This window comes from Deltaproteobacteria bacterium (assembly GCA_016709225.1).
Classification (GTDB): Bacteria; Myxococcota_A; Polyangia; order Nannocystales; family Nannocystaceae; genus Xiheibacterium; species Xiheibacterium phototrophicum.
This window is the reverse complement of the sequence record JADJEE010000002.1, coordinates 2,135,861-2,159,429: the sequence shown is the minus strand read 5'-3', so window position 1 is coordinate 2,159,429 and position 23,569 is coordinate 2,135,861. Positions and strand designations below refer to the sequence as shown.

General features: G+C 71.5%; 20 protein-coding genes. 8 read left to right on the top strand and 12 right to left on the bottom strand.

Going from position 1 to position 23,569, the window contains the following annotated elements; all coding sequences use genetic code 11:
• Window positions 1-6 precede the first annotated feature (6 nt).
• Window positions 7-792, bottom strand: coding sequence for a hypothetical protein (locus tag IPH07_23110; protein ID MBK6920308.1), 786 nt, complete (start codon window positions 790-792; stop codon window positions 7-9).
• Between the two features lie 6 nt (window positions 793-798).
• Window positions 799-1,356, bottom strand: coding sequence for a hypothetical protein (locus tag IPH07_23105; protein ID MBK6920307.1), 558 nt, complete (start codon window positions 1,354-1,356; stop codon window positions 799-801).
• Between the two features lie 271 nt (window positions 1,357-1,627).
• Between IPH07_23105 and IPH07_23100 the strand changes: the two genes are divergently transcribed.
• Window positions 1,628-3,001: a right-handed parallel beta-helix repeat-containing protein gene (locus IPH07_23100; GenBank protein MBK6920306.1), complete on the top strand. Its 1,374-nt coding sequence runs from the start codon at window positions 1,628-1,630 to the stop codon at window positions 2,999-3,001.
• A gap of 25 nt (window positions 3,002-3,026) precedes the next feature.
• Here the strand turns inward: IPH07_23100 and IPH07_23095 are convergent, their stop codons facing one another.
• Window positions 3,027-3,908: a PEGA domain-containing protein gene (locus IPH07_23095; GenBank protein ID MBK6920305.1), complete on the bottom strand. Its 882-nt coding sequence runs from the start codon at window positions 3,906-3,908 to the stop codon at window positions 3,027-3,029.
• 185 nt (window positions 3,909-4,093) lie between these two features.
• Between IPH07_23095 and IPH07_23090 the strand changes: the two genes are divergently transcribed.
• Entirely contained in the window at window positions 4,094-6,316 is a 2,223-nt protein-coding gene (locus IPH07_23090) for a protein kinase (GenBank protein MBK6920304.1), read from the top strand.
• Window positions 6,313-7,206: a sigma-70 family RNA polymerase sigma factor gene (locus IPH07_23085; protein ID MBK6920303.1), complete on the top strand. Its 894-nt coding sequence runs from the start codon at window positions 6,313-6,315 to the stop codon at window positions 7,204-7,206. The genes IPH07_23090 and IPH07_23085 overlap by 4 nt, the downstream gene beginning before the upstream one ends.
• 33 nt (window positions 7,207-7,239) lie before the next feature.
• On the opposite strand, the gene IPH07_23080 is transcribed toward IPH07_23085, so the two are convergent.
• The 3 genes from IPH07_23080 to IPH07_23070 all read right to left on the bottom strand — a co-directional run bounded on the left by IPH07_23080 (window position 7,240) and on the right by IPH07_23070 (window position 11,454).
• A complete protein-coding gene (locus IPH07_23080; GenBank protein ID MBK6920302.1) occupies window positions 7,240-8,355 on the bottom strand; it encodes a hypothetical protein in 1,116 nt (371 codons plus the stop codon).
• 69 nt (window positions 8,356-8,424) lie between these two features.
• Window positions 8,425-10,047, bottom strand: coding sequence for a rhomboid family intramembrane serine protease (locus IPH07_23075; GenBank protein MBK6920301.1), 1,623 nt, complete (start codon window positions 10,045-10,047; stop codon window positions 8,425-8,427).
• Between the two features lie 60 nt (window positions 10,048-10,107).
• Window positions 10,108-11,454 (bottom strand): hypothetical protein, encoded by a 1,347-nt coding sequence (locus tag IPH07_23070; protein MBK6920300.1) that lies wholly within the window; start codon window positions 11,452-11,454, stop codon window positions 10,108-10,110.
• A gap of 261 nt (window positions 11,455-11,715) precedes the next feature.
• On the opposite strand from IPH07_23070, the gene amrS reads away from it, so the two are divergent.
• Together amrS and IPH07_23060 are read left to right on the top strand one after the other, a co-directional pair.
• Complete coding sequence (amrS, locus tag IPH07_23065; protein MBK6920299.1) at window positions 11,716-12,801, top strand: AmmeMemoRadiSam system radical SAM enzyme; 1,086 nt, start codon at window positions 11,716-11,718, stop codon at window positions 12,799-12,801.
• Between the two features lie 55 nt (window positions 12,802-12,856).
• Window positions 12,857-13,483: a hypothetical protein gene (locus IPH07_23060; protein ID MBK6920298.1), complete on the top strand. Its 627-nt coding sequence runs from the start codon at window positions 12,857-12,859 to the stop codon at window positions 13,481-13,483.
• A 31-nt stretch (window positions 13,484-13,514) separates the two neighbouring features.
• Here IPH07_23060 and IPH07_23055 read toward each other — a convergent pair whose 3' ends face one another.
• The 4 genes from IPH07_23055 to IPH07_23040 all read right to left on the bottom strand — a co-directional run bounded on the left by IPH07_23055 (window position 13,515) and on the right by IPH07_23040 (window position 19,124).
• Entirely contained in the window at window positions 13,515-15,890 is a 2,376-nt protein-coding gene (locus IPH07_23055) for a hypothetical protein (protein ID MBK6920297.1), read from the bottom strand.
• Between the two features lie 130 nt (window positions 15,891-16,020).
• Window positions 16,021-16,788, bottom strand: a complete 768-nt coding sequence (locus IPH07_23050) for a hypothetical protein (protein ID MBK6920296.1) — start codon at window positions 16,786-16,788, stop codon at window positions 16,021-16,023.
• Window positions 16,789-16,810: 22 nt separating this feature from the next.
• Window positions 16,811-18,025, bottom strand: coding sequence for a sigma-70 family RNA polymerase sigma factor (locus IPH07_23045; protein MBK6920295.1), 1,215 nt, complete (start codon window positions 18,023-18,025; stop codon window positions 16,811-16,813).
• A 4-nt stretch (window positions 18,026-18,029) separates the two neighbouring features.
• Complete coding sequence (locus IPH07_23040; protein MBK6920294.1) at window positions 18,030-19,124, bottom strand: hypothetical protein; 1,095 nt, start codon at window positions 19,122-19,124, stop codon at window positions 18,030-18,032.
• Window positions 19,125-19,326: 202 nt separating this feature from the next.
• Here IPH07_23040 and IPH07_23035 point away from each other — a divergent pair, with 202 nt between their 5' ends.
• The 3 genes from IPH07_23035 to IPH07_23025 all read left to right on the top strand — a co-directional run bounded on the left by IPH07_23035 (window position 19,327) and on the right by IPH07_23025 (window position 21,479).
• Window positions 19,327-20,154 carry a sulfurtransferase gene (locus IPH07_23035; GenBank protein ID MBK6920293.1) on the top strand — a complete coding sequence of 276 codons (828 nt, stop codon included), beginning with the start codon at window positions 19,327-19,329 and terminating at the stop codon, window positions 20,152-20,154.
• Window positions 20,155-20,229: 75 nt separating this feature from the next.
• Window positions 20,230-20,637 (top strand): hemerythrin family protein, encoded by a 408-nt coding sequence (locus tag IPH07_23030; GenBank protein MBK6920292.1) that lies wholly within the window; start codon window positions 20,230-20,232, stop codon window positions 20,635-20,637.
• Window positions 20,634-21,479 (top strand): lytic polysaccharide monooxygenase, encoded by an 846-nt coding sequence (locus tag IPH07_23025; protein MBK6920291.1) that lies wholly within the window; start codon window positions 20,634-20,636, stop codon window positions 21,477-21,479. Before IPH07_23030 ends, IPH07_23025 begins: the two co-directional genes overlap by 4 nt.
• Here the strand turns inward: IPH07_23025 and IPH07_23020 are convergent.
• On the bottom strand, window positions 21,433-22,659 hold the full coding sequence (locus IPH07_23020; protein ID MBK6920290.1) for a dienelactone hydrolase family protein: 1,227 nt from the start codon (window positions 22,657-22,659) through the stop codon (window positions 21,433-21,435). The genes IPH07_23025 and IPH07_23020 overlap by 47 nt on opposite strands.
• The gene (locus IPH07_23015) at window positions 22,659-23,564 is read right to left on the bottom strand and encodes a diacylglycerol kinase family lipid kinase (GenBank protein ID MBK6920289.1); all 906 of its coding nucleotides are present in this window, start codon (window positions 23,562-23,564) and stop codon (window positions 22,659-22,661) included. Before IPH07_23015 ends, IPH07_23020 begins: the two co-directional genes overlap by 1 nt.
• Window positions 23,565-23,569: the final 5 nt, after the last annotated feature.

Here is a 23,569-nt window from a genome sequence, read left to right as displayed (position 1 = left end):
CCGCCGCTACATGCGGCCGCCGATGGCCACGCCGCCACCGCCGCGCAGCGTCAGCGGCCGCAGGCCCCACGTCGCACGGGCGCCTGCAGGTGTCGGCGCCAGCACGCCGCTTTGGTACTGCACCTGCGCCTTCATCATCGGCGTGGGCTGCGTCAGGATCATGATCTCGCCCACGGTCGCGCCGATGGCCCCGATGCGCGCGCCGGGGACCTGCCGACCGAAGCCGACCCCGAGCGCCACCCCGACGCCCGCGTTGACGGCGATGCTGAGCAGGTGCTGCCACAGCGCCTTGCCGCGACGCTCCCACGCCGCGCCGCGCACCAACGCGTGCTCGGCCTCGGCGAGCTGCGCACAGACATCGCCGAGACGCCCGCGCTTACGAGCGCGACGGCGCTCGAGCAACACGTGCGGGATGAAGATCGCCCGCGACGCGGCACCGATGCCCGACGCGAGCGCGCCCATCCAGTAGTCGGGCGCCTCCTCGGGTTCGACCAGCGGTGCGATCGCCAGCTGCGCGACGGTGAGCAAGCCGAGCCCGACGCCCCAGCCCAACGCCCACTGCCGCGAGGGCTTGGCGGCCGCCTCGATGCGACCGTGCACGAACCCGAGTCGTGCGCCCGGCGAAGCTTCGGCGAGCGCAGCCGTGGCGTCCCCGAGCTCGCGCGTGGTCGGGCACGGCGCGGCTTGGACCGCAGGCGCGGCACGCCACACGTGCGCCGCCACGACGAAGGCCGGCCACCACGACGCACGGGCGACGCGCTCCGGCGGGCACAGTGCGCTGCGCGAACGCACGTCGGACTAGCCGCCGTCCTGCGACACGCTGAGATCGTACTCGACGCAGTCGTGGGGCGCCCCATCGACCACCAGGTAGACCTTGCCGCTGCCATCGCCGCCGCACGCGAAGGACACCGCCGCGTCGTTCTGACCGCAGCATCCCGGGGCACCTTCGCCGTCGACACCCGATAGCCCGACATCGCAAACGAGTGTCGTGGGCGCCTGCCCGTCCGCGCAGCGCACGTAGGTGCACACGTGCAACGATGCGCCGTCGATGGTCGCGTGCACCGAACCGGGCGCACCCGCGGGGATGTAGACGTGGAAGCGGTCGACCGCGTCCATGGTCTCGAGCACCACGTTCACGGTGCCGACGGTGAGCGGTGGCGGATCGTCGTCGGGCTCGAAGCCGTCGGGCGTGCAGACCGGCGCGCCCGAGCTGCTGCCGTCGCCGCTGGCATCGGCGCTGGCAGCAGCGGTCGCCGACATCATGCCGCTCGCAGTGGAACTCGCGGTCGTCCCGGTGCTGGTGCCGGGCTGGTCGAAGTCTGGGTTGGCTTGCAGACACCCGACAAGCCACGCCACGGCGCCCAGCCAAGCAGCCCTGTCCACGGTCGCCCCCATCCGTTCGAGCATACGTCTGGCGGTGGCCGTGCGACAGGGCGGCGCGACACGTGTCGTGCCCTGGTGGATGCCGAGGATCTCCGCTCGAACGTTCCTGCTCGCGGTTTGCACACTCGTCGCCGGTTGTGCCGCCCCAGCCACCGGCGGTGCCGACTCGGCGTCTTCGACGTCGAGTCCGATGGGCGAAAGCGAGACGGATGGCAGCGGACGAGGGAGCAGTGGTGCCGACTCCGTGACCTCCGCTGGCGACGGCCCACACTCGAGCACCAGCGCCGACGACGGCGGCGACGCGACGACCGAGGGCGGCGAGCCGTCGCCGGGGTGCGGCGCACCGGCCATGTTCGACGACGGCATCGTGCCGACCGCGGAGATCCACGTTGCACCCGACGGAGTCGATGCCGCGAGCTGCGGTGCCGCCGACGAGCCGTGTGCGACGCTCGCCGCCGCGGTGGCCGCTGCGCAACCCGGCACGGCGATTCGCATCCACGCTGGCACCTATGCCGGCGATGCCTACGTCTCGGGCCTGGCGGGAACGCCGGAAGCACCGATCTGGATCGGCGGCGCAGCCGGTGAGGCGCGCCCGGTGTTCGAAGGCGGGGGCGTGGCGATGCAGCTGAGCGCCGTGCGGTGGCTGGTCGTCCACGACCTCGAGATCCGCAACATGACCGACAACGGCCTCAACATCGACGACGGCGGTGCGACCTCGGATCCAGAGGCCACCCGCGGTGTGATCGTGCGCGGGCTCTCCATCCACGACATCGGCACCGGCGGCAACAACGACTGCCTGAAGCTCTCCGGCGTCTACGACTTCGCCGTGCGGGACAGCGAGTTCCAGCGCTGTGGCGGTAGCTCGGCGGGGAGTGCGATCGACCAGGTCGGCTGTCATCACGGGCTCATCTCCGGCAACCACTTCCACGATCTACAGGCGTCGGGGAACTCGGTGCAGACCAAGGGCGGCAGCGAAGACGTCGAGATCTACGCGAATGTCTTCGAGCAGGGCGGCGAGCGGGCGGTCAACATGGGCGGCTCGACCGGCTTCGAGTTCTTCCGCCCGCCGCTCGACCCCACGGCGCCCAATGCAGAGGCCCGAGACATCCGCGTGATCGCCAACGTCTTCGTCGGCAGCATGTCGCCGGTGGCGCTGGTGGGCTGTACCGGTTGTCTGGTGGCCAACAACACGATGATCGATCCCGAACACTGGGTGCTGCGCGTGCTGCAGGAGACCGCGTCGACCGACGTCTACGAGTTCAGCCCGAGCGGCGATAGCCGAGTGATCGGCAATCTGGTGGTGTACGAGCGGGCGTTGGTCGGCACCGTCGTGAACGTCGGACCGGGCACCGCACCCGAGACGTTCGAGTTCTCGCACAACCTCTGGTACGCCGCCGATGCGCCAGAGCAGTCGGACCCCGCGCTGCCGGTGGCGGAGGTCGGCGGCGTGGTCGGTGTCGATCCCGAGCTGGCCGTCGACCACACGATCACCGCGCAGAGTCCGGCCGCCGCAGCGGGGCTCGCAATTGCGGAGCTTCGTGGGGATCACCGCGGCGCGTGCTGGGGCTCACCGCCGAGCATCGGTGCCTTCGAGGTGCCGTCGCGAGCGGGTCGGTGACCCGACGTGCGCTAGCGTGGAGGTACTAGAACGCGAGCGCACCGCCCTGCAGCCGCGCGCCGGCGGAGCGGGCATGGGGGCGTCGCGCGCGGACGAGCAGTGCGATGCCACCGGCGATCGCAGCGACGCCCAACGCGACCGCGATGGCGCCGCCGGTGCGCGTGTCGTAGCGGAAGCGGCAGTCACCGTCGTCGTCGACATCGCCGCCGGAGCAGCGGCCGCGGTAGGGCCGACCGTGCAACGCCAGCAGTGGTGCCCCGACGGCGAGCGCCACGACGCCGGCGCTCAGCGTGACCGCGCCGGCGATCGACCGGCGGCGGTTCGGTCGCGGCGCGGGCGAGAGCTCGAGCGAGACGGTGTCGTGCGTACCCGCGATCGCGTCGAACTGGACCTCGATCGGGACGTAGCCGCGCAGCTCGGCACGAACGCGGTGCCGACCGTCGGCGACCGAGCGCTCCAGTGGTGCGGCGCCCAGCGGCGCGCCGTCGAGCTGCAGCGCCGCCGCGGCCGGTCGGCTCTCGAATCGCACCACCGCCGGTGCACGCGCGAGCGCGTCGAGCTTGCGGTCGAGCACGCCCGCACGATCGGCCAACATGTCGCCGACCTCTTCGACCGCACAGACCTCGCAGGTGCCGGCGCTGCGCGTGACGATCGCACCCGAGCTCGCATCGACCAGCTCGAGCGCGACATCGAAGTCACGGCCGCGCACCTGCACACGCGCGCGGACCATCCAGCGCGCGCCAGTCTCCCCGGCGAGCTCGGCCATGCAGGTCGCATCGCACTGCGCCTCGTCGAGCTCGACCACCGTCCGGCTGCCACGTGCCAGGCCCTCGTGCAGGCGCTGCACGAGACGGGTCCGCCAGCTCGGTGCGAGCTCACCATCGATGACGAGCGGGAGTGCTCCCACGGACTCCCTCGCCGGTGGCGAGGCTGCGCGTGCGGGCGGCGACCACAGCGACAAGGCGACTCCGACGGTCCCGGCGATGGCACCCCGGAGATGTCGATGCCTTCGCATGGGTCGAGAGCGAGGGGACGAGGCCGAGCGCACACGCGATGCCCAGCGCTGCGGCCTCAGGCTACCATGTCGATGGGGTGTCGATGATCTGCCCCGACGCCGACGAGATCGTTGCCTACGCGCAGGGGCACGCGGGTGCAGCGATGCGCCAACGGATCGCCGCGCACGTCGACGGCTGCGAGGTGTGCGTGGGCCTGGTGGCAGAGGCTGCGCGACTCGAGGCCACAGGGATGTCGGGGCGTGCGACTGCGGGCGACGCCGCGGTGGCGCGGGGGTCGACGCTCGGCCGCCATCTCGTGCTGGAGCTGGTCGGCGAGGGGGGGCTGGGCCGGGTCTACGCGGCCTACGATCCCGAGCTCGATCGCCGCATCGCGATCAAGCTGATCACTCATGGCGCCGCCGCGGGCGACGAGCTGCGCTCGCGCTTGGTCCGCGAGGCGCAGGCGCTGGCCAAGCTCCGCCACCCGAACGTGGTCGCGGTCTACGACGTCGGGGTGGTCGGCTCGCAGGTGTTCATCGCGATGGAGCTGGTCGAGGGCAGCACGTTGCGCGAGTGGCTGCTGGCCGAGCCGCGTAGCTGGTCGCAGGTGCGTGACATCTTCCTCGCGGCCGCGCGGGGTCTCGCGGCCGTGCACGACGCAGGGCTGGTGCACCGCGACGTCAAGCCCAGCAACATCCTGATCGGCCACGACGAGCGGGTGCAGATCGCCGACTTCGGGCTCGCGCGGGCGTTCGGCTCCCATGATGATGGCGCAGGCGATCGCGGGGCGCCGCCGCTGCATGCGTCGACGCTCGAGGCCTCGCTCACGCGTTCGGGCATCGCGATCGGCACGCCCGCGTACATGTCTCCGGAGCAGCATCGCGGTGCCCGCGTCGACGCGCGAGCCGATCAGTTCGGCTTCGGCGTGGCGTTGTTCGAGGCGCTGCATGGCGTGCGGCCGTTTGCTGGCGACACCAGCGAGCAGCTGCATGCCGCGGCCGCGAGCGGGACCATCACCGCCACCGTCGTCGGTCGGACACCCGCGTGGCTACGGCGGGTGGCCTTGCGCGCGATCGCGGCCGACCCCGCGCAGCGCTTCGAGTCGATGCACGCGATCATCGACGCCCTGCAGCACGATCGACGCGCGCGACGGTGGCGAGCCGTGGCCGCCTCGGTGGCGCTGGTGGTCGGTGGCGCAGCGGTGTGGGGCTTGGTGCTCGCACCCGCGTTGGCGCCGCCACCCGACCAGCTCGCGGCCGTCGATGCGATCGTCCACGAGGCCCGTGCGGCCGCGGCCCAGACCCACTTCGTGTATCCCGCGGTCGAGGCACCTGCGCAGCCGACCGCCTACACCAAGGTGCTCGAGCTCGAGGCCCAGCAAGGCGCCGTCGGTGCGATCGCCGACGAGCGTGCCGCGGTGCTTCGCGACGAGTTCGCCGACACCTTGGTGCGGTTGGGCGATCGGTTCTGGGAGATCGATGGCGGCCGCCCGTTCGCCGCGGAGTACTATGCGGCCGCGTTGGTGTTCGCCGATGACCACCCGCGCGCGTTGGCCCGCGCCGGGGTCTCGATCGCGGCGGTGGTGGCCCTGCGCGAGCGCGCGGCGGGCCCCTCGTTCGAGGCGCCCGAGCTGCGCGCGGTGGCGCCGGTGCTCGCACTCGCCGATGACGACGCGGAGGCTCGCGACCAGCGCATCGAGCTCGCGTACGCCGGTGATCCCGAACCGCCGGCGGCGATCACCTCGGCGCTCGAGCGCGTGCTCGGTGACCCCGGGCGCGCTGCGGTCGCACGCGGCCGCGGTCGACGGACGCAGCTCGCCGACGCGTCGGTGCCACCGGTGCGGCCGACCCTCGCGCAGGTCGACGCCGAGGCCCATCGCGCGCCGCCCTCCGATGCGTCGTCGATCGCGGCGCCCGTCCGACCGGCGGCGCCCGAGCCGGTCCGCCCGAGCCCGCGCAGTGCCGGCGGCGACAACGTTCGCGTGGGGCGCGACGCGCTTCGCCGCGGCGATCTCGAGCAGGCAGCGGCGGCGTTCCACCGCGCGCTGGCGGTGGATCGCGACGACGTGCGGGCGCTGACCGGGCTCGCGGAGGTCTCGTTCCAACGTCGGGCCTACGAGTCGGCGGCGGAGCTGCTCGAGCGCGCCAGCGCCGTGGCGCCGCGCGACGCTGCGATCCATCTCGATCTCGGCGATGTGTACTTCAAGGTGCTGCGCTACGACGACGCACGCGCGCAGTACGAGCGCGCCCGTGAGCTCGGCCACGCCGACGCCGCACGCCGGCTGGTGCGTCTCGACCAACGACTCGGAGCCGACCGATGACCGCGCTGCTCGAGGCCTTCGTGGCGGCGCTGCCCGACACGGCCGTGCTGGACGCGGCCGAGCGGCTCCAGCTCGCGAGCATGCTGCCGACCATCGTCGCGCATGCCCGCGCGCGCTGGCCCGAGCTGGTCCTCTCCGATGCGGCATTCGTGGCGCATCTCGCCGCGCGCATGGCCGACGAACCCTCGGTCGTCGAGCAGGTCGGCCACGTCGTGGCCGCGGACCTGTGGCTGGCCTGCGCGTGCGACCGTGGCGACAGCCGGGCAATTGCGGCGTTCGAGGCGGCCTATGCGGCCGAGCTCCGCGCAGCGCTGCGTCGGTTGCGGGACCACGCGTTGCTCCCCGACGACTTCATGCAGGCGCTGCGTCATCGCTTGTTCGTGGGCGACGGCGAGACCGGACCGGCGATCGCTCGCTACTCCGGCCACGGCAACCTCGGCGCGTGGGTTCGCGTGACCGCGATGCGCATGGCGCTGAACGCCACCCGCAACAAGCCGCGTCCGGATCGCCCGGCCGCCGACGCCGACATCTTCGAGCTCGAGCCGAGCCCCGACGATCCCGAGCTCGATCACCTCAAGCACACCTACCGCGACGCATTTCGGCAGGCATTCCTCGAGACCGTCGCGCAACTCGAGGCCGCCGACCGCACGCTGCTGCGACAATCGGTGGTCCACGGCCTGACGGTGCGCGAGCTGGCGCGGATGCATGGTGTCCATCACGCGACCATCGCCCGTCGGATCGCTGCGGCACGCGATGAACTGGTGGCGGGCACGCGGCGCGTGCTCGGCGAGCGCCTCGCCGTCAGCCCCCGCGAGCTCGACAGCATCATGATGCTCATTCGCAGCCGGCTCGACGTGAGCCTCGCGCGGGCGTTGGCGCCGGACGAATGAACGCGAGGCTCGCGAGCGACGGTCGCGCGCGCGTCATTCCGCGAAGCCCGGCGGCGGGCCGATGTGGGCGACGTCGACCACGAGGTCATCGATCGTGTAGTAGTTGTCGGGGTCCGATGTCGCCTGCGCAAAGTAGCCGCCGACGATGTCGATCGCGGTGAAGACCCCGCCGGGGCCCGAGGCTTCGTCGCGGAAGCTGGCGCTGAGGTATGGCGTGTCGTGGAAGCGACCGTCCTGGGTGGTGACGAAGAGCTGCATCTCGTCGTTGGCGAGATCGAAGTCGAACTCGAGGCACGACCAGCCGTCGTCGGACAGCAACCAGGTATCGCTGCCATCGGGCCAGAAGTCACCGCCGACGTAGGTGCATACGGTGCCGTCGCACAGGCCGTAGGCGATGCCGCGGCCCTCGGGATCGGGCCGGCTGATGACCATCGGGCGCGACCCCACGGCATCGTCGTGGCCCTCGACGTCGCTTCCGGGTGCCGCGCGCCACAGGATGATCGGCTTGGCGCCCGAGCTCAGCTCCGCGAAGCTCGCGCCCGCGCTGATGCAGTAGCGGATCGCCAAGGTCGAGCTCTCCATCACCTCGCGCAGATCCAGGATCTGACCGATCCCCGACATGTTCTCGTAGATCGACGGCGGCCAGAAGCGAGCCGCGCCGCAGCCGTCCCAGCCACCATCGGGCAGGTGCTCGTGCTGTGCTCCGGCGTCGGGGCTCGCCCACACCACGCGCTGCGAGGTCGCGTAGAGGTCGTCGTCGAAGGTGAAGCGGATCGGAAAGGACTCCGCGTGGTTGTACTCGCCGTCGTTGGTGACGCCAACGATGCTGGGCCCCGCGTTGCATCCGGCCGGTGGGTCCGCGGTCGTGCCCCCCGATGCCGCGTCGTCGTTGCCGTCGTCGCCGGTGGTGGCCGACGTGCCCGACCCCGGCGTCGTGGTGGTGTCGACGTTGCCGGAGCCCGCAGCGGTCTCTTCGCCCGCCGCGGTCGCGTCGCCATCGCCGTCATCGTCCGATCCTCCTTCGGCAAAGCTCGCTGCGGTCAGCCCTGCGTCGCCACTGGCGGGCCCCCGCGGGGCGCAGCCACACAGCAGGATCACGGTGACGGAAGCCGGGATGCGGGCGGGACGCGCTTGCGCTGGACGGTTCACGAACGGGATCGACACGTCCCGCCCGGGCTTGTCGCGTCGATGGACGAACCATCGGCGAACCCGCGTCGATCACGGCCGATCGTAGGACCGCAGCGCCCGCTCGAGCGCGGGCCCGAAGCCCGGCAGCGCCGACCAGTGCGCGGCCTCGAGCCGTACGAAACCATCCTCGCGCACCTGGCAGGCCGCGAGCACGTCGAGCTGGCCCTCGTGGTCATGCGTCACGAAGGTCGGCCAGCGCGGCGCATCGGGGCCGTCGAGCAGCTGCAGGTGCTGCTCCGGCACCCCCAGCGCATCGCTGGCGATGGTCCGCGGATCGACATCCGCGTCGGGCGCACGCGGAGGTGCATCGCCGATCACCACGTGCAGCTCGAACGCGTCGACCCGCAGATCGCCGAGCTCGTAGCTGCGCAGGGTCGTGCCGTCCTGCGCGCGCAGGCCCGCGAGGGTCGGCGGGACCTCGATGGTCCCGTCGCGCTCCGACAGCGCGATCAGCTGCCGAGGCTCGAGGTCATCGAGTGCCCAGGGGCGCTCGCGCGACCACGCGATCGGCAACGACGCGAGCAACAGCGCCACGGCCGCTGCCGCTGCGGCCGCGAGCCGACGGCCGCCACTTCGCTGTCCATCACCGACGCCGCGGGTCAGCAGCCCGCTCCACACCAGCGCGCCACCGACGATGCCACCACCGACGTGCGCGAGCAGATCGATCTCGGGCTTCATCGACAGCAGCAGGTTGATCGCGATGTTCATGAAGGCGTTGCGGCGCAGCTGGGGTAGCACCGCGTCGGGCACGAGCCCGGCAGGACGCCACGCCAGCGCCGCGGAGGCGCCGAGGATGCCCCAGATGGCGCCCGAGGCACCGACGCTGAGCTGTGCCTGCGCACCGATCGCGCTCGCGAGGCTGCCGCCGAGCGCGGCCGCGACGTAGAGCAGCACCAGCCGCGGCCAGCCGAGCAAGCGCTCGATGAGGCCACCCAGCAGCAGCAACGCGATGCCGTTGACGAGCACGTGCACCGGCCCCGCGTGCAACCACGCCGAGGACAGCAAGCGCCACGGCTCGGCGGTCCATCGCGCCGACAGGTTGGCGCCCATGCGCACGAGCGTCGGCGTCAGTTCGGTGCCACCCCACAGCCACTCGAGCGCGAACACGCCGGCGATGCCCGCGAGCAAGCTCCACACCGCCCACGGGCGTCCGGCGCGGGTTTTGTGCACGAACGACAACACCTCGCGCGCGTGCGCGACTTGCTCGGCATCGGGGGGACGCTGGCGCTCGGCGACCGTGGCGAGATCGATCGCAATCGGCGGCCGGCGTGCGACCTCGACCAGCGTCCGCCCGGTCGGGGAGTCGAGCCGCGAGCGCGCGCCGACCCAGGTCTGTCCGTCCTGCTCGAGCGCGAACACCTGCACGATGCGGCCCATCATCACGCGCGGCTGCAGGCTCGACAGCAGCGTGCGGTGTCGCGGCGCGGCGCCGACCAGCACCACCTTCACGCCGAGGTGGTCGTTGCCGCGGACGAATCGCGTCATCGCTGCGGCGAGCTCGTCGTCGCCGATCGCCTCGGCATCGAAGACCGCGCAGAGGCTGCCGTCGGACATCGCCAACGTGGCCGCCTGCGCCCGAATCCACAGCAGACGCGCCTCGATCGGAGGATCGATGAGCGTCTGCACGACCTCGAGGTAGCGACTCCCAGACACGCGAAGGGCGGAGCATAGCACCCCGCCCCCGCGGACCCGACCGTGTCCCGACCCGACCGATCAACCCGACGGCACGCCGCCGCCGCCCGCCGTGCTGAGGGCGAAGCCGGTCATGTCGCTGTACGTGTACGCGCCCGTGAGGCCGTTGTAGGTGTCGACGATGCCGGTCATCGGGTCGGCGCGGTAGGCATTGTTGTTGGCGAAGCCGACGCCCCAAACGTAGCCGTAGAAGTCGACGCTGACGCCGTGCACGTACTCGGGCAGCTGGACCATCTCGTCGACGTCGAGGGTCTCGATGTTGAAGCCGAGCAGCATGCCATTGCTGTTGCTGTGCCAGATGAGCTGGTCGCCGTCGGTCATGCAGCCACCGATGCCGCCGAAGCCACCCGCGCTCGAGGTCCAGGTCGAGTCGTCGAGGTTGAAGCGCGCCACCGCACCGCCACCGCAGACCCACGGACGGCCCTGCGAGTCGACGGTGATGCCGTAGCCATCGTTGGGCGGCAGCGCATACGACAGCACCGAGTAGTCCTCGTGATCGACGCGGAAGAGGCGACCTCCGCCGGTATCCAGGCCCCAGAAGTTGCCGTCGGCATCCGCGGCGCCGCCGTAGACGAACGGGAAACCGCCATCGAGCGCGATGGTCTCCTCGATCTCACCGCTGTCGCCGTTGATGAGCAGCACGTTGGAGTCGCAGACCGTCCACAGCTTGGCATCGACCCAGCTGCAGGTCTGCTCGTCGAACACGCCGCGGGTCCACGCGACCGGGCGGTTCGAGCCGCACACCAGCGGCAGGTACCAGGCCAGGCACTCCTCGGTGCCCCACGGCAGGATGTCGCCGGAGCCGGTCGAGGTCTGCAGCCCACCCATGCCGTTGCTCTCTTCGCAGCTCTCGGGGTCGGCCCAGAACTTCGCGACGCCGCCGTTGCGATTGGCGACTGCGACGTCGCCGTTCAAGTTCACCGAGGTGCGCGACGGATCGCCACCGGACTGCTTCGCGTAGTAGCGCGCTTCCTCGACGATCGACTGCGTGTCGATCTTCGAGACCGTGCCCTGCGACGAGTTGGAGATCCAGATGTACGAGAGGTCCGGGATGTCGACGTTGCCGTCGCCGTTGCCATCGCACACCACCGGCGGCAGATCGGGCAGCACGCCGACGTCGAACACGACCGGCGGATCGCCGCTGTCGGCCGCGGTCGGATCGGTGCCCGTGCCTTCGGTGGTCATCGTGCCCTGCGTCGCGCTGGCGCTCGCCGACGCACCACCCGAGCTCGAGGTGCCACCGCTCGCAGAGTCGGTGATCGAGACACCGCCGCTCTCGGAGGCCGAGCCGTCACCCTGGGGTGTCCCGTCGCCGCCGCAGCCCGCCAAGCTCAACACCACAGCCGCACATGGAAGAGAGGTCTTCATCGCCGTTGGATCCCCGCAGCGTGCATGTTGGCATGGGGTGCATCCCTTCGCTCGGCCGCGAGAAAACCTGTACGCGCTTCCCCGGCGGTACCCTCTGTGAGTTCACGAACGGGGGTTCTCCCGCGATCGGGTGGTCGGAGGGGGCGGACACCCGCCGAAGCGGCCGCGATCGCGTCGATTCTGCGTCGCATGGCGCGGCAGCGACGCCCGCGCCATGCTGGACCGGCCCGCGCCATGCTGGACGGGCCCCCGAGGGGACCGATGGCTCGCACCGAGATCGAACCTGGCGTCGTGCCAGCACAGTGGTGGACGCCCGCGGGCGACGGGCGCCTGCGCTGCGATCTGTGCCCGCGTGGGTGCACCTTGCAGGATGGCCAGCGCGGATTCTGCTTCGTCCGCGAGCGCCGCGACGATCAGCTGGTGCTGACCAGCTACGGTCGCGCGTCGGGCTTCTGCGTCGACCCGATCGAGAAGAAGCCGCTCAACCACTTCTTGCCCGGCACCAGCGTGCTGTCGTTCGGCACCGCGGGTTGCAACCTCGGCTGCCGCTTCTGTCAGAACTGGGACATTTCGAAGGCCCGTCAGGATCATCGGCTCACCGATCGCGCGCTGCCCGAGGCCATCGCGGCCGCGGCGATCCGCTGCGAGGCGCGCTCGGTCGCGTTCACCTACAACGATCCGGTGATCTTCGCCGAGTTCGCGATCGACACCGCGAAGGCCTGTCGCGAGCACGGCATCGCGACCGTGGCCGTGACCGCCGGCTACATCGGCGAGGGCGCACGCGCGCCGTTCTTCGAGCACGTCGACGCCGCCAACGTCGACCTCAAGGCCTTCAGCGAGCGGTTCTATCGCAAGCTGTGTTTCGCGGAGCTCGAGCCGGTCAAGCAGACGTTGGCATGGCTCAAGCGCGAGACCCAGGTGTGGCTCGAGGTCACCACGCTGCTCATCCCCGGTGAGAACGACTCCGAGTCCGAGATCGACGCGCTGTGCGGGTGGTTCGTCGAGACGCTCGGCCCCGACACGCCGCTGCACTTCACCGCGTTCCATCCCGACTTCAAGCTGATGGAGCGCGGGCGCACGCCCGTCGACACCGTGCAGCGCGCGCGTCGGCAGGCGCTGCGCCACGGCCTGCGCCACGTCTACACCGGCAACGTGCACGATCCCGAGGGCCAGTCGACCTACTGTGGTGGCTGCGGCGAGCTCGTGATCGAACGCGACTGGTACGCGATCGGTGCGTGGCGTCTCGATCGCGACGGGAGCTGCGGCCGCTGTGGGCAGCGACTCGCGGGGCACTTCGACGGTCCGCCGGGCACGTGGGGGCGCCAGCGCCTGCGGGTGACGATGTAGAGGATGGGCGTGCAACCGAGCGACCGGTTGCGCGTCGACTGCCCCGAGGATGCCCATGTCGAGCCGATGGTCGCGATGCTTGGGTGGGCTGGGTGGCTCGGGTGCGCTGGCGTTGGCGGCGGCGTGCACGGTCGACGGCGGCGATGGCTTCACGGGAGTCAGCGGTGGCTCGGCGGCGACGCTCTCGACCACCGTCGCCAGCACCGATGGCGGCGCCAGCGGTAGCGACGACACCGCCGGCGGCAGCGGCGGCTCGACCGACGCGACCAGCGGTGGCTCGAGCACGGGCTCGGGGGACTCCACCGGTGTGGCCGACAGCGGCAGCGGCAGTGGCGGGGTCGTCGACACCGGCTCGACCGGCGGCGGGGGTACGCCGCTCGATCCGATGCTCGACATCCCCGACGACGGTGCAATGTGCTCGTACCCCGGCGATCTCGAGGAGTGCGACGGCATCGCGGTGTGCCGCTTCGCGACCGTGGAGTACGGCCTGTGCGAGAGCTGCGACGCGTGCGGCAACCTGAACGCGCCCTGCGTCGAGGGCACCGACTGCGACATCCTGTTCGAGTGCTACGCGGGGCGCTGCACCAACTTCTGCACGCTCGGCACGTTCGAGTGCGGGCCGGTCGAGGACTGCCTCGACATCGGCCACCCGACCCGCGGCGTGTGCGATCCGTTCGCGTGAAGGTCGGGCGCCGGGATTCGCCGCCCTTCGTTCACGGACACACGGTGACGCAGCCGCCGTTGAGGCAGCTGCCGTCGATGAAGCAGGACACGTCGCAGGCCGAGCCGTTGGGGTCGTTGGTGCTGCAGTTGTTCAGGGTCTCGTTGCAGGTCTCGCTGCAGTCGGTGTCGCCGTCGGGGCCGGGGCAGGGATTGGACCCGCCGACACACGTGCCGCCCTGACAGGCGTCGCCCGAGGTGCAGAACAAGCCGTCGGCGCAGGACGAACCGTTGGGGTCCGCGGCCGAGCAGTTGTTCAAGGTCTCGTTGCACGACTCGCTGCAGTTGTTGTCGCCATCGGCTCCGCTGCAGGGGTTGCCGGTGCCACCGCAGACGCCGCCCGTGCAGGTGTCGGTCACGGTGCAGAAGAGGCCGTCGTTGCAGTGCGAGCCGTTGGGGTCATTGCTCGTGCAGTTGTTGGTGACTTCGTTGCAGCTCTCCGAGCAGTCGGTGTCGTTGTCGCCGACGTTGACGGTGCAGGGGTTGCCGGCGCCGCCGCAGACGCCGCCCGTGCAGGTGTCGGTCACGGTGCAGAAGAGGCCGTCGTTGCAGCTCGAGCCGTTGGGATCGTTGCTCGTGCAGGCGTTGGTGACTTCGTTGCAGCTCTCCGAGCAGTCGGAGTCGTTGTCACCCACGTTGGCGGTGCAGGGGTTGCCGGTGCCGCCGCAGACGCCGTTGGTGCAGGTGTCGGTCACCGTGCAGAACAGGCTGTCGTTGCACGACGAGCCGTTGGGGTCGTTGGCCGTGCAGCTGTCGGTGCCTTCGTTGCAGCTCTCGGAGCAGTCGGTGTCGTTGTCGCCGACGAACGCGGCGCAGGGGTTGCCACCGCCCTGGCAGGTGCCGTTGCCGTCGCAGACATCGCCGGTGGTGCAGAACAGCCCGTCGCTGCACGCTGCACCGGAGGGATCGTTGCCCAGGCAGTTGTTGGCGTTCTCGTCGCAGCTCTCGGAGCAGTTGCTGTCGCCGTCCGGTCCGTTGCACGGGGTCCCGCTGCCGACGCACACGCCGGCCACGTTGCAGGTGTCGGTGGCGGTGCAGAAGAGACCATCGTTGCAGGCGACGTTGGCGGTCACCTCGATGCCACACACGTTGTTCTCGCAGGTGGCTGCGTGACACTGCCCCGCGGCCGGACACTGCGAGGCGTCGTTGCAGCCGACGCAGCTGCCCGCGCCATCGCAGAAGGTGCCGCCGTTGCTGTTGCAGTCGGTGTCGATGGGCAGATCGGCGTGATCGGGCAGGGTGCCGTTGCAGACCTCTTCGGTGCAGTCGTTGCCGTCGTCGAGCGGGATGTCGTCGGTGTCGGCGATCGCGACCGCGTTGCCGTTGCCATCACAGACCATCACCTGACAGTCGTTGTCGGCCTGGTCGATGGCGGGTAGCACGGTGCCGCTCGCGGTGTCGGCCACGGTGCACGCGCCGTCCTGGCACAGGTACGCGCGGCAGAAGCTGTCCTGGCCGTTGCAGTCGCTGGCGTCGACGCAGCCGACGCAGCCGCCGAGCCCGTCGCAGACGCCCGCGGCGCAGGGGCTACCGGGCGGCAGCGGGTCGTTGGCCGGGACGCCGTCGTCGCAGGTGTCGCTGGTGCACTCGAGTCCGTCGACCGGCAGGTCGGTGTCGTCGATGCCCGCCGTCACACCGCCCTCGCCGTCGCAGACCTGCAGATGGCAATCGCCGGGCTGCTGGATCGACAGCGGGGTGTCGAGCTCGGTGAAGACCTGGCCGCACGTGTTGGACTCGCAGGTGCGCTGCTGACACTCGTCGTCGACCGGCAGCTGATCGCAGTCGTCGGGGCTGATGCACTCGCTGCAGGCACCCATGCCGTCGCACACGCCGACGCCGTTGCAGGGCGTGCCGGCCGGCGAGTCGGGGTTCGACCCCACGCCCATGTTGCACACGTCGTCCGTGCACACGTTGCCGTCGTCGGGTAGATCGTTGTCGCTGTTGGCCGGCGTCGGCGTGCCGTTCACGCAGAACTCGACCTGGCAGTCGCCGTCGATCTGCCCAACCGGTGCGGGCTGACCGTGGATCGGCGCGTGGGTGCAGCCGGCCGCGCCACAGTGATCGTCGGTGCAATCGTTGTCGTCGTCGCAGTCGGCGTCGACGCGACACGGCTCGCCGGTGGTCGATCCTTCGCTCGAGGCCGCGCTGGTGCCGGCGCTCGAGTCGGCACCGCCGCTGCCCGAGCCGCCGCTGCCACCGGTGCTGTCGGCGACGGTGCCGCTGGTGCCGGTGGTCGAGGTGCTGCCTTCGGAGGCGCTGCCGCCGACGCTCGTCGAGGGGATGGCGTCGTCGTCGGCGCACGAGAGTCCGAGCAGGGCAGACGCGCCCGTGATCGCGGCCCATCGTACGAGCAAGGCAAGCTTCGGCATCCCATGAGGTTGTCAGGATCGCGGGGCGTTCGTCCATGGGTCCGCGCGTCGCGTGTGCGCGCGGCCCCATCGGGTCGGCTTGCGCGGGCGGGCGAGCGGCCCGCCCGCGCCGCCGGCCGGAATGCGCGAATCAGCCCTCGAAGCCGCAGCACTCGTTCATGGCCTGCTCGAGGCCGTCGATGTTGTCCTCGCTGCAGATCGTCGCACCCTGTTCGCACTCGCCGGCCGGCTCGCCGTCGATGGTGCAGCTGCAGGTACCGTCCGCGCAGCTCATCGCGTACACCGGGCCGTCGCCGCAGCTGCGCTCCCACTGGCACGACCCGAGACCACCGGCGCCACCGTCCCCACCACCTTCACCGCCCGCGCAGCTATAGGTGTCCTCGCAGGTCTGCAGCGCGTAGGCCCAGACCGAGCACTCGGTGATGTCGCAGCCCTGCACCATCGACACGCAGGCGGTCCACTCGTGCATCGCCTGGTTGCACGCGGGATCGAGGTCGGCGTACCCATCGTAGTTCTCCACGCACGACTCGAAGCACTGCGGATCGGACTCGCCGTTGCAGGTGTTCTCCCAGACGCAGAAGCCTGGGCAGACCGCTTCAGCCGTGCCATCGCCCTCGGTGTCGGCGGCCGAGGTGGCCTCGCCACTGACCCCGTCGGCGGCCGAGGTGGCCTCGCCACTGACCCCCCCGCCACCTCCACTGGCGCCGGTGGAGACGTTGCCGGTGCCGCCGCCCTCGGTGCCGCCGCCGTCGGTGTCGGATCCGCCGGTCTGGTCCGTACCGTCGTCGTCGAGATCGAGGGACTTGATGCAGCCGCCCAGTGGCAGGGCGAGGCAGAGCGAGAGGCTCGCGACGAGGCGCATGGGGTGCGAGGCGGTGGTGGTGGTGTTTCGGGTCATCTCGAAAGCAGCAGTGTCCGGTTCAAGGGGTCTCGATCGAAGCAGCTGCAGAATTCTCCGCGTCGGGACAGGCCCCGCGCACGCGGTCGACCAACGGTGAGCGCGGGTGTCGCTGCACGAACGCGTGGGCCTCGCCCCGCGCCTGCGCGGGCTTGCCTGCGGCGCACAGTGCCTCGACCCGCAGGGCCGCACGAACGTCGGCCTGTGCGCTGTCGGGGAACTCGCGCGCATGACGATCGAGGCCGGCGAGCGCGGCCGCGGCATCACCGTGACCGAGGGCTTCGATGGCGGTGCGCAGCATCGCGTTGTCGAGGACGGTGGGATCTTCACTCGAGCGTGCGCCCGCCGGGGCCGGTGCCAGTGCCGATACGGCCGCACGCGCGGGTGGCTGCGCCGCTTCGGGCAGGTCAGGTGGCGACGCGCCGCTGTCGATCGCGATCGCGGCGGGTGCCGGCGCCGGTCCTGCTGCGGCGGTGGCCGCTGCGGTGGTCGCAGGCTCGCTCGGCGCGGCCGCGTGGGGCGGCTCGGCCTCGCGCAGCCACGATGCGGCCACCGCCGAGGGCACGGCGATCGCCGTCGTGATCGCGAGCACCTTCGCGAGCGCGCCACCGGTGGCGATCGAGGTCACCGCCGCGGCCTTGGTCGGCAACATCGGCACGAGCGCGAGCCAGGCCCCCATCGATCGCTGGGACAGTTCCGTGCGCGCGCGCGACCACGACACGTGGGCATCGTCGATCGCCGCTGCGCCCACGCGCGCCCGTAGCAGGCGCAGCCGGGCGTAGATCCGCGGTAGCTCGACGCCGAGCATCGCCGCCAGCTCTGCGCCGCGCAGGCCCTCGAGCTCCGAGAGCACGAAGAGCTCGCGGTCGCCGTCGTCGAGCGTCTCGAGGAATCGCTCGAGTGCGCCGAGGGCCTCGGTGGCGGTGACGCAGACCGCCGCGGCGCCGCTGTGCGCGAGTGCGCTGTGCTTGCGATGGGCCCGCGCTGCGCCGCGCCGATGGTTGCTCGCCATGCGCCGCGCCGCGCCGTACAGCCAAGCCCGCGGGGTCTCGAGCCGGTCGGCGTCGCGGCGATAGGCCGCCAGGAAGGTCTCCTGCACGACGTCGCCGCGCTCGGGATCTCCCACGCCGAAGCGCCCGACGGCGTGCCACACGAAGCCGAAGTGCTCGCGGTAGAACCGCCCGAACGCCTGGTTCGAGGCGCTGCGGCGGAGGGCGTGCGGGGACGGGGGCTGCACCTCGCTATCTCATGTCCACGCTGGCAGGTTTTTTTCGCGCCGCGGTCGATTTTCGACCGGGCCCAGCGCCGAGGCGGACCTCGGCGCCGAGCACGGCCCGCGCCGAGACCACCAGCTGCTCGAAGGCCACCGCCCCGTCGAGCTGCCAGCGCGCCCCCAACACACGCACGAGTGTCTCGAGCCCGAACGACAGTCGGAAGCGACCCCACGTGCCGGCGACACCGACGGCGACCAGCGGTCCGCCGGTCAGCGCGTGCAGTCGCCGCGGTCGGATCCCGCGAGTGTCGACGCGGACATCGCCGAGCTCGAAGCCGCCGCACAGCGGCAGCTCGAGTCGACCCACGCGCGGGAGCGCACAGCCGCGCAGATTGACGACGCCGGCGTCGAAGCGGCCGCCGCGACCCGCGGGGTCGCGACGGACCCGTGGCGCGAGGTACATGCCGGTGAGCTCGAGGCTCGCGCGCCGCCATGCAGCACCGACACCGACCGCGACGCCGCCGGTGGCCTGCCCGAGGATGCCGAGCTCCCCGACCAACGCCCCACGCAGCGAAGCCGCCGGTCGGAGCGCGCGCGCGCGCGGTGGCGGGGCAATCGCGGCGGTCGCATCGTCCTCGCCGGCGACATCGAGCTCGTCGGGCGGTATCGGAGCGGGCCCCCGCGCAGTCGTCGGTGCCGGCTCGGGCGTCGGCGTCGGAGGCTCGTCGACGAGCGTCGCCATCGCGGCGACGACCCCGAGGTCGAGCGCGGTCGCCACCACGATTGCGGTGCTCTCGACCAGGGCGTCACAGGCCTTTGCAGTGACGCGACGGCGATCGTGGCGGCCTGCGAAGTCGGTCGCGAGCACGAGCACGTAGTGCCCGCCGTCGGTGGTTGCGCGGCGCTCGACCTCGCCGATGATGCGCACCGCGCCCGCACCACCGGGCGCGGCGTGGCGCAGCGCTGCGATGCGGCTGTGCACCTCGACGGCCGAGGGGCACAGCGGCGGTGCGCGCCACTCGAGGGTGTAGTCGGCCGGGCGGTCGGCGGCCTCGTCGTCGCTGCTCGGCGCGGGCATGGCCGGGGCCGCCAGCAGGAGCGAGATCAGGGCGTGGGAGACCATCGAGTGCGAACCGAGGGGTGGCTCGCGTCCGCGAGCGCGCGCGGACCAGGAACGGCCCCGCGTCGCCGGATGCTAGCAGCCCGCGACGCGCCTTCGCGAGGCGATGACACCATTGCTCGGTCCCCGGCCACGGTGTGCAACCACCCGGGCGTGGGCGGGATATCGTGTTGGACGGATGCACCACGCAGCTCGACTCGGTCTCTTGCGTATGCTGGCGATCCTCGGCTGCGTCGACGCCGGGCGCGGTGCGGCCAGTGAGCCGCGCTCGGCGACCTGCGTGACGGCCGACGAGGCGGCCGCGATTCCCGGGGTCGTGCTGCTCGACGTGCGGTCGCCGTCGCAGTTCGAGGCCGAGCGGCCGGATGGTGCACTGCTGCTCGATCCCGGCGCGTTGATGCGCGAGGTCGATGGTTTGACCAACGAGGCCGTCGAGCCGGCCGTGGGCGCGGCCGTGCTCGCCGCGGCGGGCCTGCCCCGAGACGCGCCGGTGGTCGTGGTCGGCGATGACACCGGGCTGACGCCCGCACGCGTGGCGTGGACACTGTCGCTGTTCGGCCACGAGGCGTTCGCGCTGGTCGACGGCGGCATGCAGGCGTGGCGCACGGCCGGCCTACCGACCGCGTCCGGACCGTCGGTCGCGGTGCCCACCGACTATGCGATCGACGACGTCCGCGACGAGCTCCGCGTCGACGCCGACTGGGTGCTCGAGCACCTCGACGATCCCGACGTCGTGTTGATCGACGCGCGCTCACCGGCGGAGTACGCCGCGGGGCACATCCCCGGTGCGGTGTCGGTCGACTGGCAGTCCACCGTCCGGGAGGGCACCTTCCTGGACGACGACGCGCTCGCGGCGCTGTACCGCGACGTTCCACCGGGGGCCACCGTCGTGACCTACTGCCAGTCGGGCATGCGGGCGTCGGTCGCGTGGGTCGCTCTGGTGAGCCTCGGCCACGCGGACGTGCGGCTGTACGACGGGTCGTGGGCCGAGTGGGGCAGCCGCGACGAACTACCCAAGGAGACCGGCGCATGACATCGACCCGCAGATTGTTCGCAACAGCCCGGCGGCCCGGCGGTCGACAGACCTTGCGGGAAAGGCTGGAGCCGCATGACCTTCTTCGCGTGGGACCCCAAACTTCTGCTGGGCGTCGACGACATGGACGCCGAGCACCGCGGGCTGATCGCAGCCATGAACGACATCCACGATCGTGCCGAGCAGGGTGCGAGCAAGGCGGTGCTGGGCGGCCTGGTCAAGAGCTTGGTGGATCTGACGCGCAAGCACTTCTCGCACGAGGAGGCGCGGATGAAGGCCGCGGGCTACGACGGCTTCGAGAACCACACGTGGGTCCACAAGGACCTGCTGGCGAAGCTCGATCAACACGTCAGCGACTTCCAAGCCGGACCGGGCAAGCTGGCGCCGGCGTTCTTCTCGTTCCTGCGCTTGTGGCTGACGGCCCACATCATGGGCATCGATCGCAAGTACGCACCGACGCTCGCGGGCAAGCGCGTGGCTTGACGGGCCGACCAACGCCGGCCGCGACCGTCTCGCGACTGGTTCGGATCGGCCTGTGGCTGGCCTGCTGTAGCGCCGTGTTCGCCTTCGCTGCGGTCGCGCAGGCGCACTCGCGCTGGGTCGATCCGCCCGCGCGGTCGCTGGCCGACGGGCTCACGGACGGCCCCTGTGGCGGGGTCGCGCCGACCGCCACGATCACGGAGCTGCCCGCCGGCGGCACCGTCGAGCTGGCGTGGATCATCACGCAGCCGCACGGCGGGTCGTTCCGGGTCGCGCTGGGATCGAGTGATGATCTCGGCTTCGACGACGCCGTGCTGTTCGAGCGACCCGAAGAAGGTCTCCCGCAGGACGTCACGCAGGCGGTCGAGCTGCCCGCGTGCACCTGCGACGCCTGCACGTTGCAGCTGTTGCAGCTCACCGCGTCGGGCAACGGTGGCTACTACAGCTGCGCCGACGTTCGCTTGGTCGCGGATCCCGGCGATGGGTATCCGCCCTGCGAGACCGCCGTCGGCACGAGCGGGGGCGGTGACACCACGGTTGGCGGCGACGACTCGAGCGGCGGGACGGCGTCCGTCACCACGGGTGATGTCGGCGGTGACGCCGGTACGACCGGCAGCGACACCACGACCGCCGACGGCGAGGCGGGGACGGCCGCGGGTAGCGAGAGCGGACCTCTCGTGGATCAAGCCGACGCCGGCGCCGGTGGCTGCGCGTGCACGGCGGACGACTCGCGTCGGCCCTGGGGCGGCGCCTGGTTGCTGCCGCCATTGCTCGGTGCGTTGCGCCGGCGCGCCGCGGTCAGTGCGACTGCACGAGCACGGCGTCGTCCGACGCGGCCGCGCTGAGCCACGCCTGCGCACTGGCATCACCCACCACGTGGGCGCCGAAGAACGCCGCGGCCCAGTCGCTGGCGCGCGCCCGCGTGGACTCGATGTCGACGTACGTGAACGGATCGTGCGGCGCGGCCATGCGCATGCCTTCGCCGCAACCCGGCACGAGCTCGGTGGTGAGCGCACAGATGTCCGAGAACGACCAGTGCCCGGCATCGACGAACTCGACCAGCCACGCCGGTGAGGCGGAGGCGTCGTAGTTGTTGCGGATGAGGTTGTTGCCGATCTCGAGGATGCTGTTGTCCTCCTGCGCGAGCAGGAACAGCACCGGTACGTCGATCGACGCCACCATCACTCCCGGCAGCACCGGGTTCTCGAACGGTGCCGCGATGCCCATCACCGCATCGACCCGGTCGTCGGACTGCGCGACCCAGCCCGCGGTCACCGAGCCGAACGAGTGGCCCATGATGCCGACGTGCTCGAGATCCGCGTGGCCACGCACCACCGCCGGCAACCCGGCGTCGTCGGCCGCGAGCGCGTCGAGAATCGCGACGATGTCGGCACCCCGCACCGGCAGGAAGTCGGCGTTCACGCCGACGCTCTCGCCGGCGAGCCAGTCGTACACCGTGTTGCCCTCGTGGTCGGGCGCGGCGACCAAGAAGCCCCAGCTGGCCAGCCGCTCGGCCAGCGCAACGCCATCGAGCCGCGAGCAGTTGGAGCAGTGCGAGAACACCACCGTCGGCCACGCGCCGCCGGTGTCCGCCGCCATCGCCTCGCGGATCGAGTCGGTCACGCGCCGCGTGCACGGCTCGGGCGCCGCGTCGACCAACATCGCGAGCGCGTCGTGGCGCTCGCCGGCGGGCTCGAAGTCGACCAGCGCGTCGCTGGGCATCATGGTCGGCGCCGCGGGGTACCAGAACTCGACGCGACCCTCGCGGTCGGTGCCGAAGGTGAGCACCGCGCTGGCATGGCCGGCAGCGTAGGGCCCGGCACCGATTCCGAACGGCGGGGTCTCGCCGCTGTCGCTGCCGCCTGCGCTCGAGTCGGCGAGGGTCCCCTGCGAGGACGCCTCGCTGCCGGTCGCCGCAGCGGTGGTGGTGTCGCCGCTGCCACTGCCACCATCGCTGCCACTGGGGCCACCGCACGCGGCCAGCAGCAGCGCTGACGTCATGGCCAACGTCCGTGCCGTGCTCATCAGACGCAGACCTCCAGTGCGCCCGGGAGCACGTCGATCGCCTTGGGCACCACGCGCTCGGCTTCGCCGTCGATCATGACGTCGATCTCGTCGCTGACGTCGAACGTGATCACACGGTGCTTGGTCTCGCGTACTGCGGGGTTCTCGAGGTGCCGGCCGGAGAAGATCTTCGGGAACGTCGCCAGCAGCGCGAGCCGCCCCAGCGGTCCCACGCGGATGAAGTCGACCAGACCGTCCGCGGTGTCGGCGTGGGGCGCCATCATCATCTTGCCGCCGGTGAAGCGGCTGTTGTTGAACGACGCGAACACCATCGCGCCCTCGTCGCGCTCGCCGTCGTCGGCGACCAGCGGGTACGGCCGGCTGCGCAGGCCTGCGACTGCCGTCACCACCGCCGCGACGTAGCCGAACTCGCCCCAGCGCTTGAACCGGCGCGCGCGCAGGCCGTTGACGTCGGCGACGAAGCCGATCGACAAGATGTTGATCCAGTGCATGGTGCCGGCGCGGTGGTGCAGCCGCGCGACGTCGCAGCTGCGGGTGCGATCGTCGATCAGTGCGCGGATGGTGTGCTCGGCGCCCTGCTCGGTGAAGTCGCGCAAGAACGAGTTGCCGGTGCCCATCGGCAGGAAGCCCAGTCGCGGCTTCACGGTGGCGTCGGTCGCCGCGGGGAACAAGCCGTTGACGATCTCGAAGCCGGTGCCGTCGCCGCCCACCGCGATGAAGCGGCGGCGACCGTCGTGCCACGCACTGCGGGCCAGCGCGGTGGCCTCGCCGGCGGCCTGGGTCTCGACCACGTCGACCACCAGTCCGGCCTCGCGCAGCCGCTGACACGCGGCGGGGAACTGCCTGCCGCAGCGACCGCCGCCGGCGGCAGGATTCACGATCGCGAGCCAGGCGTCATCGGACATCGTGG

Excerpts from the sequence above, each read along its gene's own strand:
- IPH07_23030 (MBK6920292.1), top strand. The coding sequence starts at position 20,230 with ATGACCTTCTTCGCGTGGGACCCCAAACTTCTGCTGGGCGTCGACGAC.
- IPH07_23070 (MBK6920300.1), bottom strand. The coding sequence starts at position 11,454 with ATGAAGACCTCTCTTCCATGTGCGGCTGTGGTGTTGAGCTTGGCGGGC.
- IPH07_23020 (MBK6920290.1), bottom strand. The coding sequence starts at position 22,659 with ATGAGCACGGCACGGACGTTGGCCATGACGTCAGCGCTGCTGCTGGCC.
- IPH07_23055 (MBK6920297.1), bottom strand. The coding sequence starts at position 15,890 with ATGCCGAAGCTTGCCTTGCTCGTACGATGGGCCGCGATCACGGGCGCG.
- IPH07_23015 (MBK6920289.1), bottom strand. The coding sequence starts at position 23,564 with ATGTCCGATGACGCCTGGCTCGCGATCGTGAATCCTGCCGCCGGCGGC.
- IPH07_23085 (MBK6920303.1), top strand. The coding sequence starts at position 6,313 with ATGACCGCGCTGCTCGAGGCCTTCGTGGCGGCGCTGCCCGACACGGCC.
- amrS (MBK6920299.1), top strand. The coding sequence starts at position 11,716 with ATGGCTCGCACCGAGATCGAACCTGGCGTCGTGCCAGCACAGTGGTGG.
- IPH07_23040 (MBK6920294.1), bottom strand. The coding sequence starts at position 19,124 with ATGGTCTCCCACGCCCTGATCTCGCTCCTGCTGGCGGCCCCGGCCATG.
- IPH07_23050 (MBK6920296.1), bottom strand. The coding sequence starts at position 16,788 with ATGACCCGAAACACCACCACCACCGCCTCGCACCCCATGCGCCTCGTC.
- IPH07_23060 (MBK6920298.1), top strand. The coding sequence starts at position 12,857 with ATGTCGAGCCGATGGTCGCGATGCTTGGGTGGGCTGGGTGGCTCGGGT.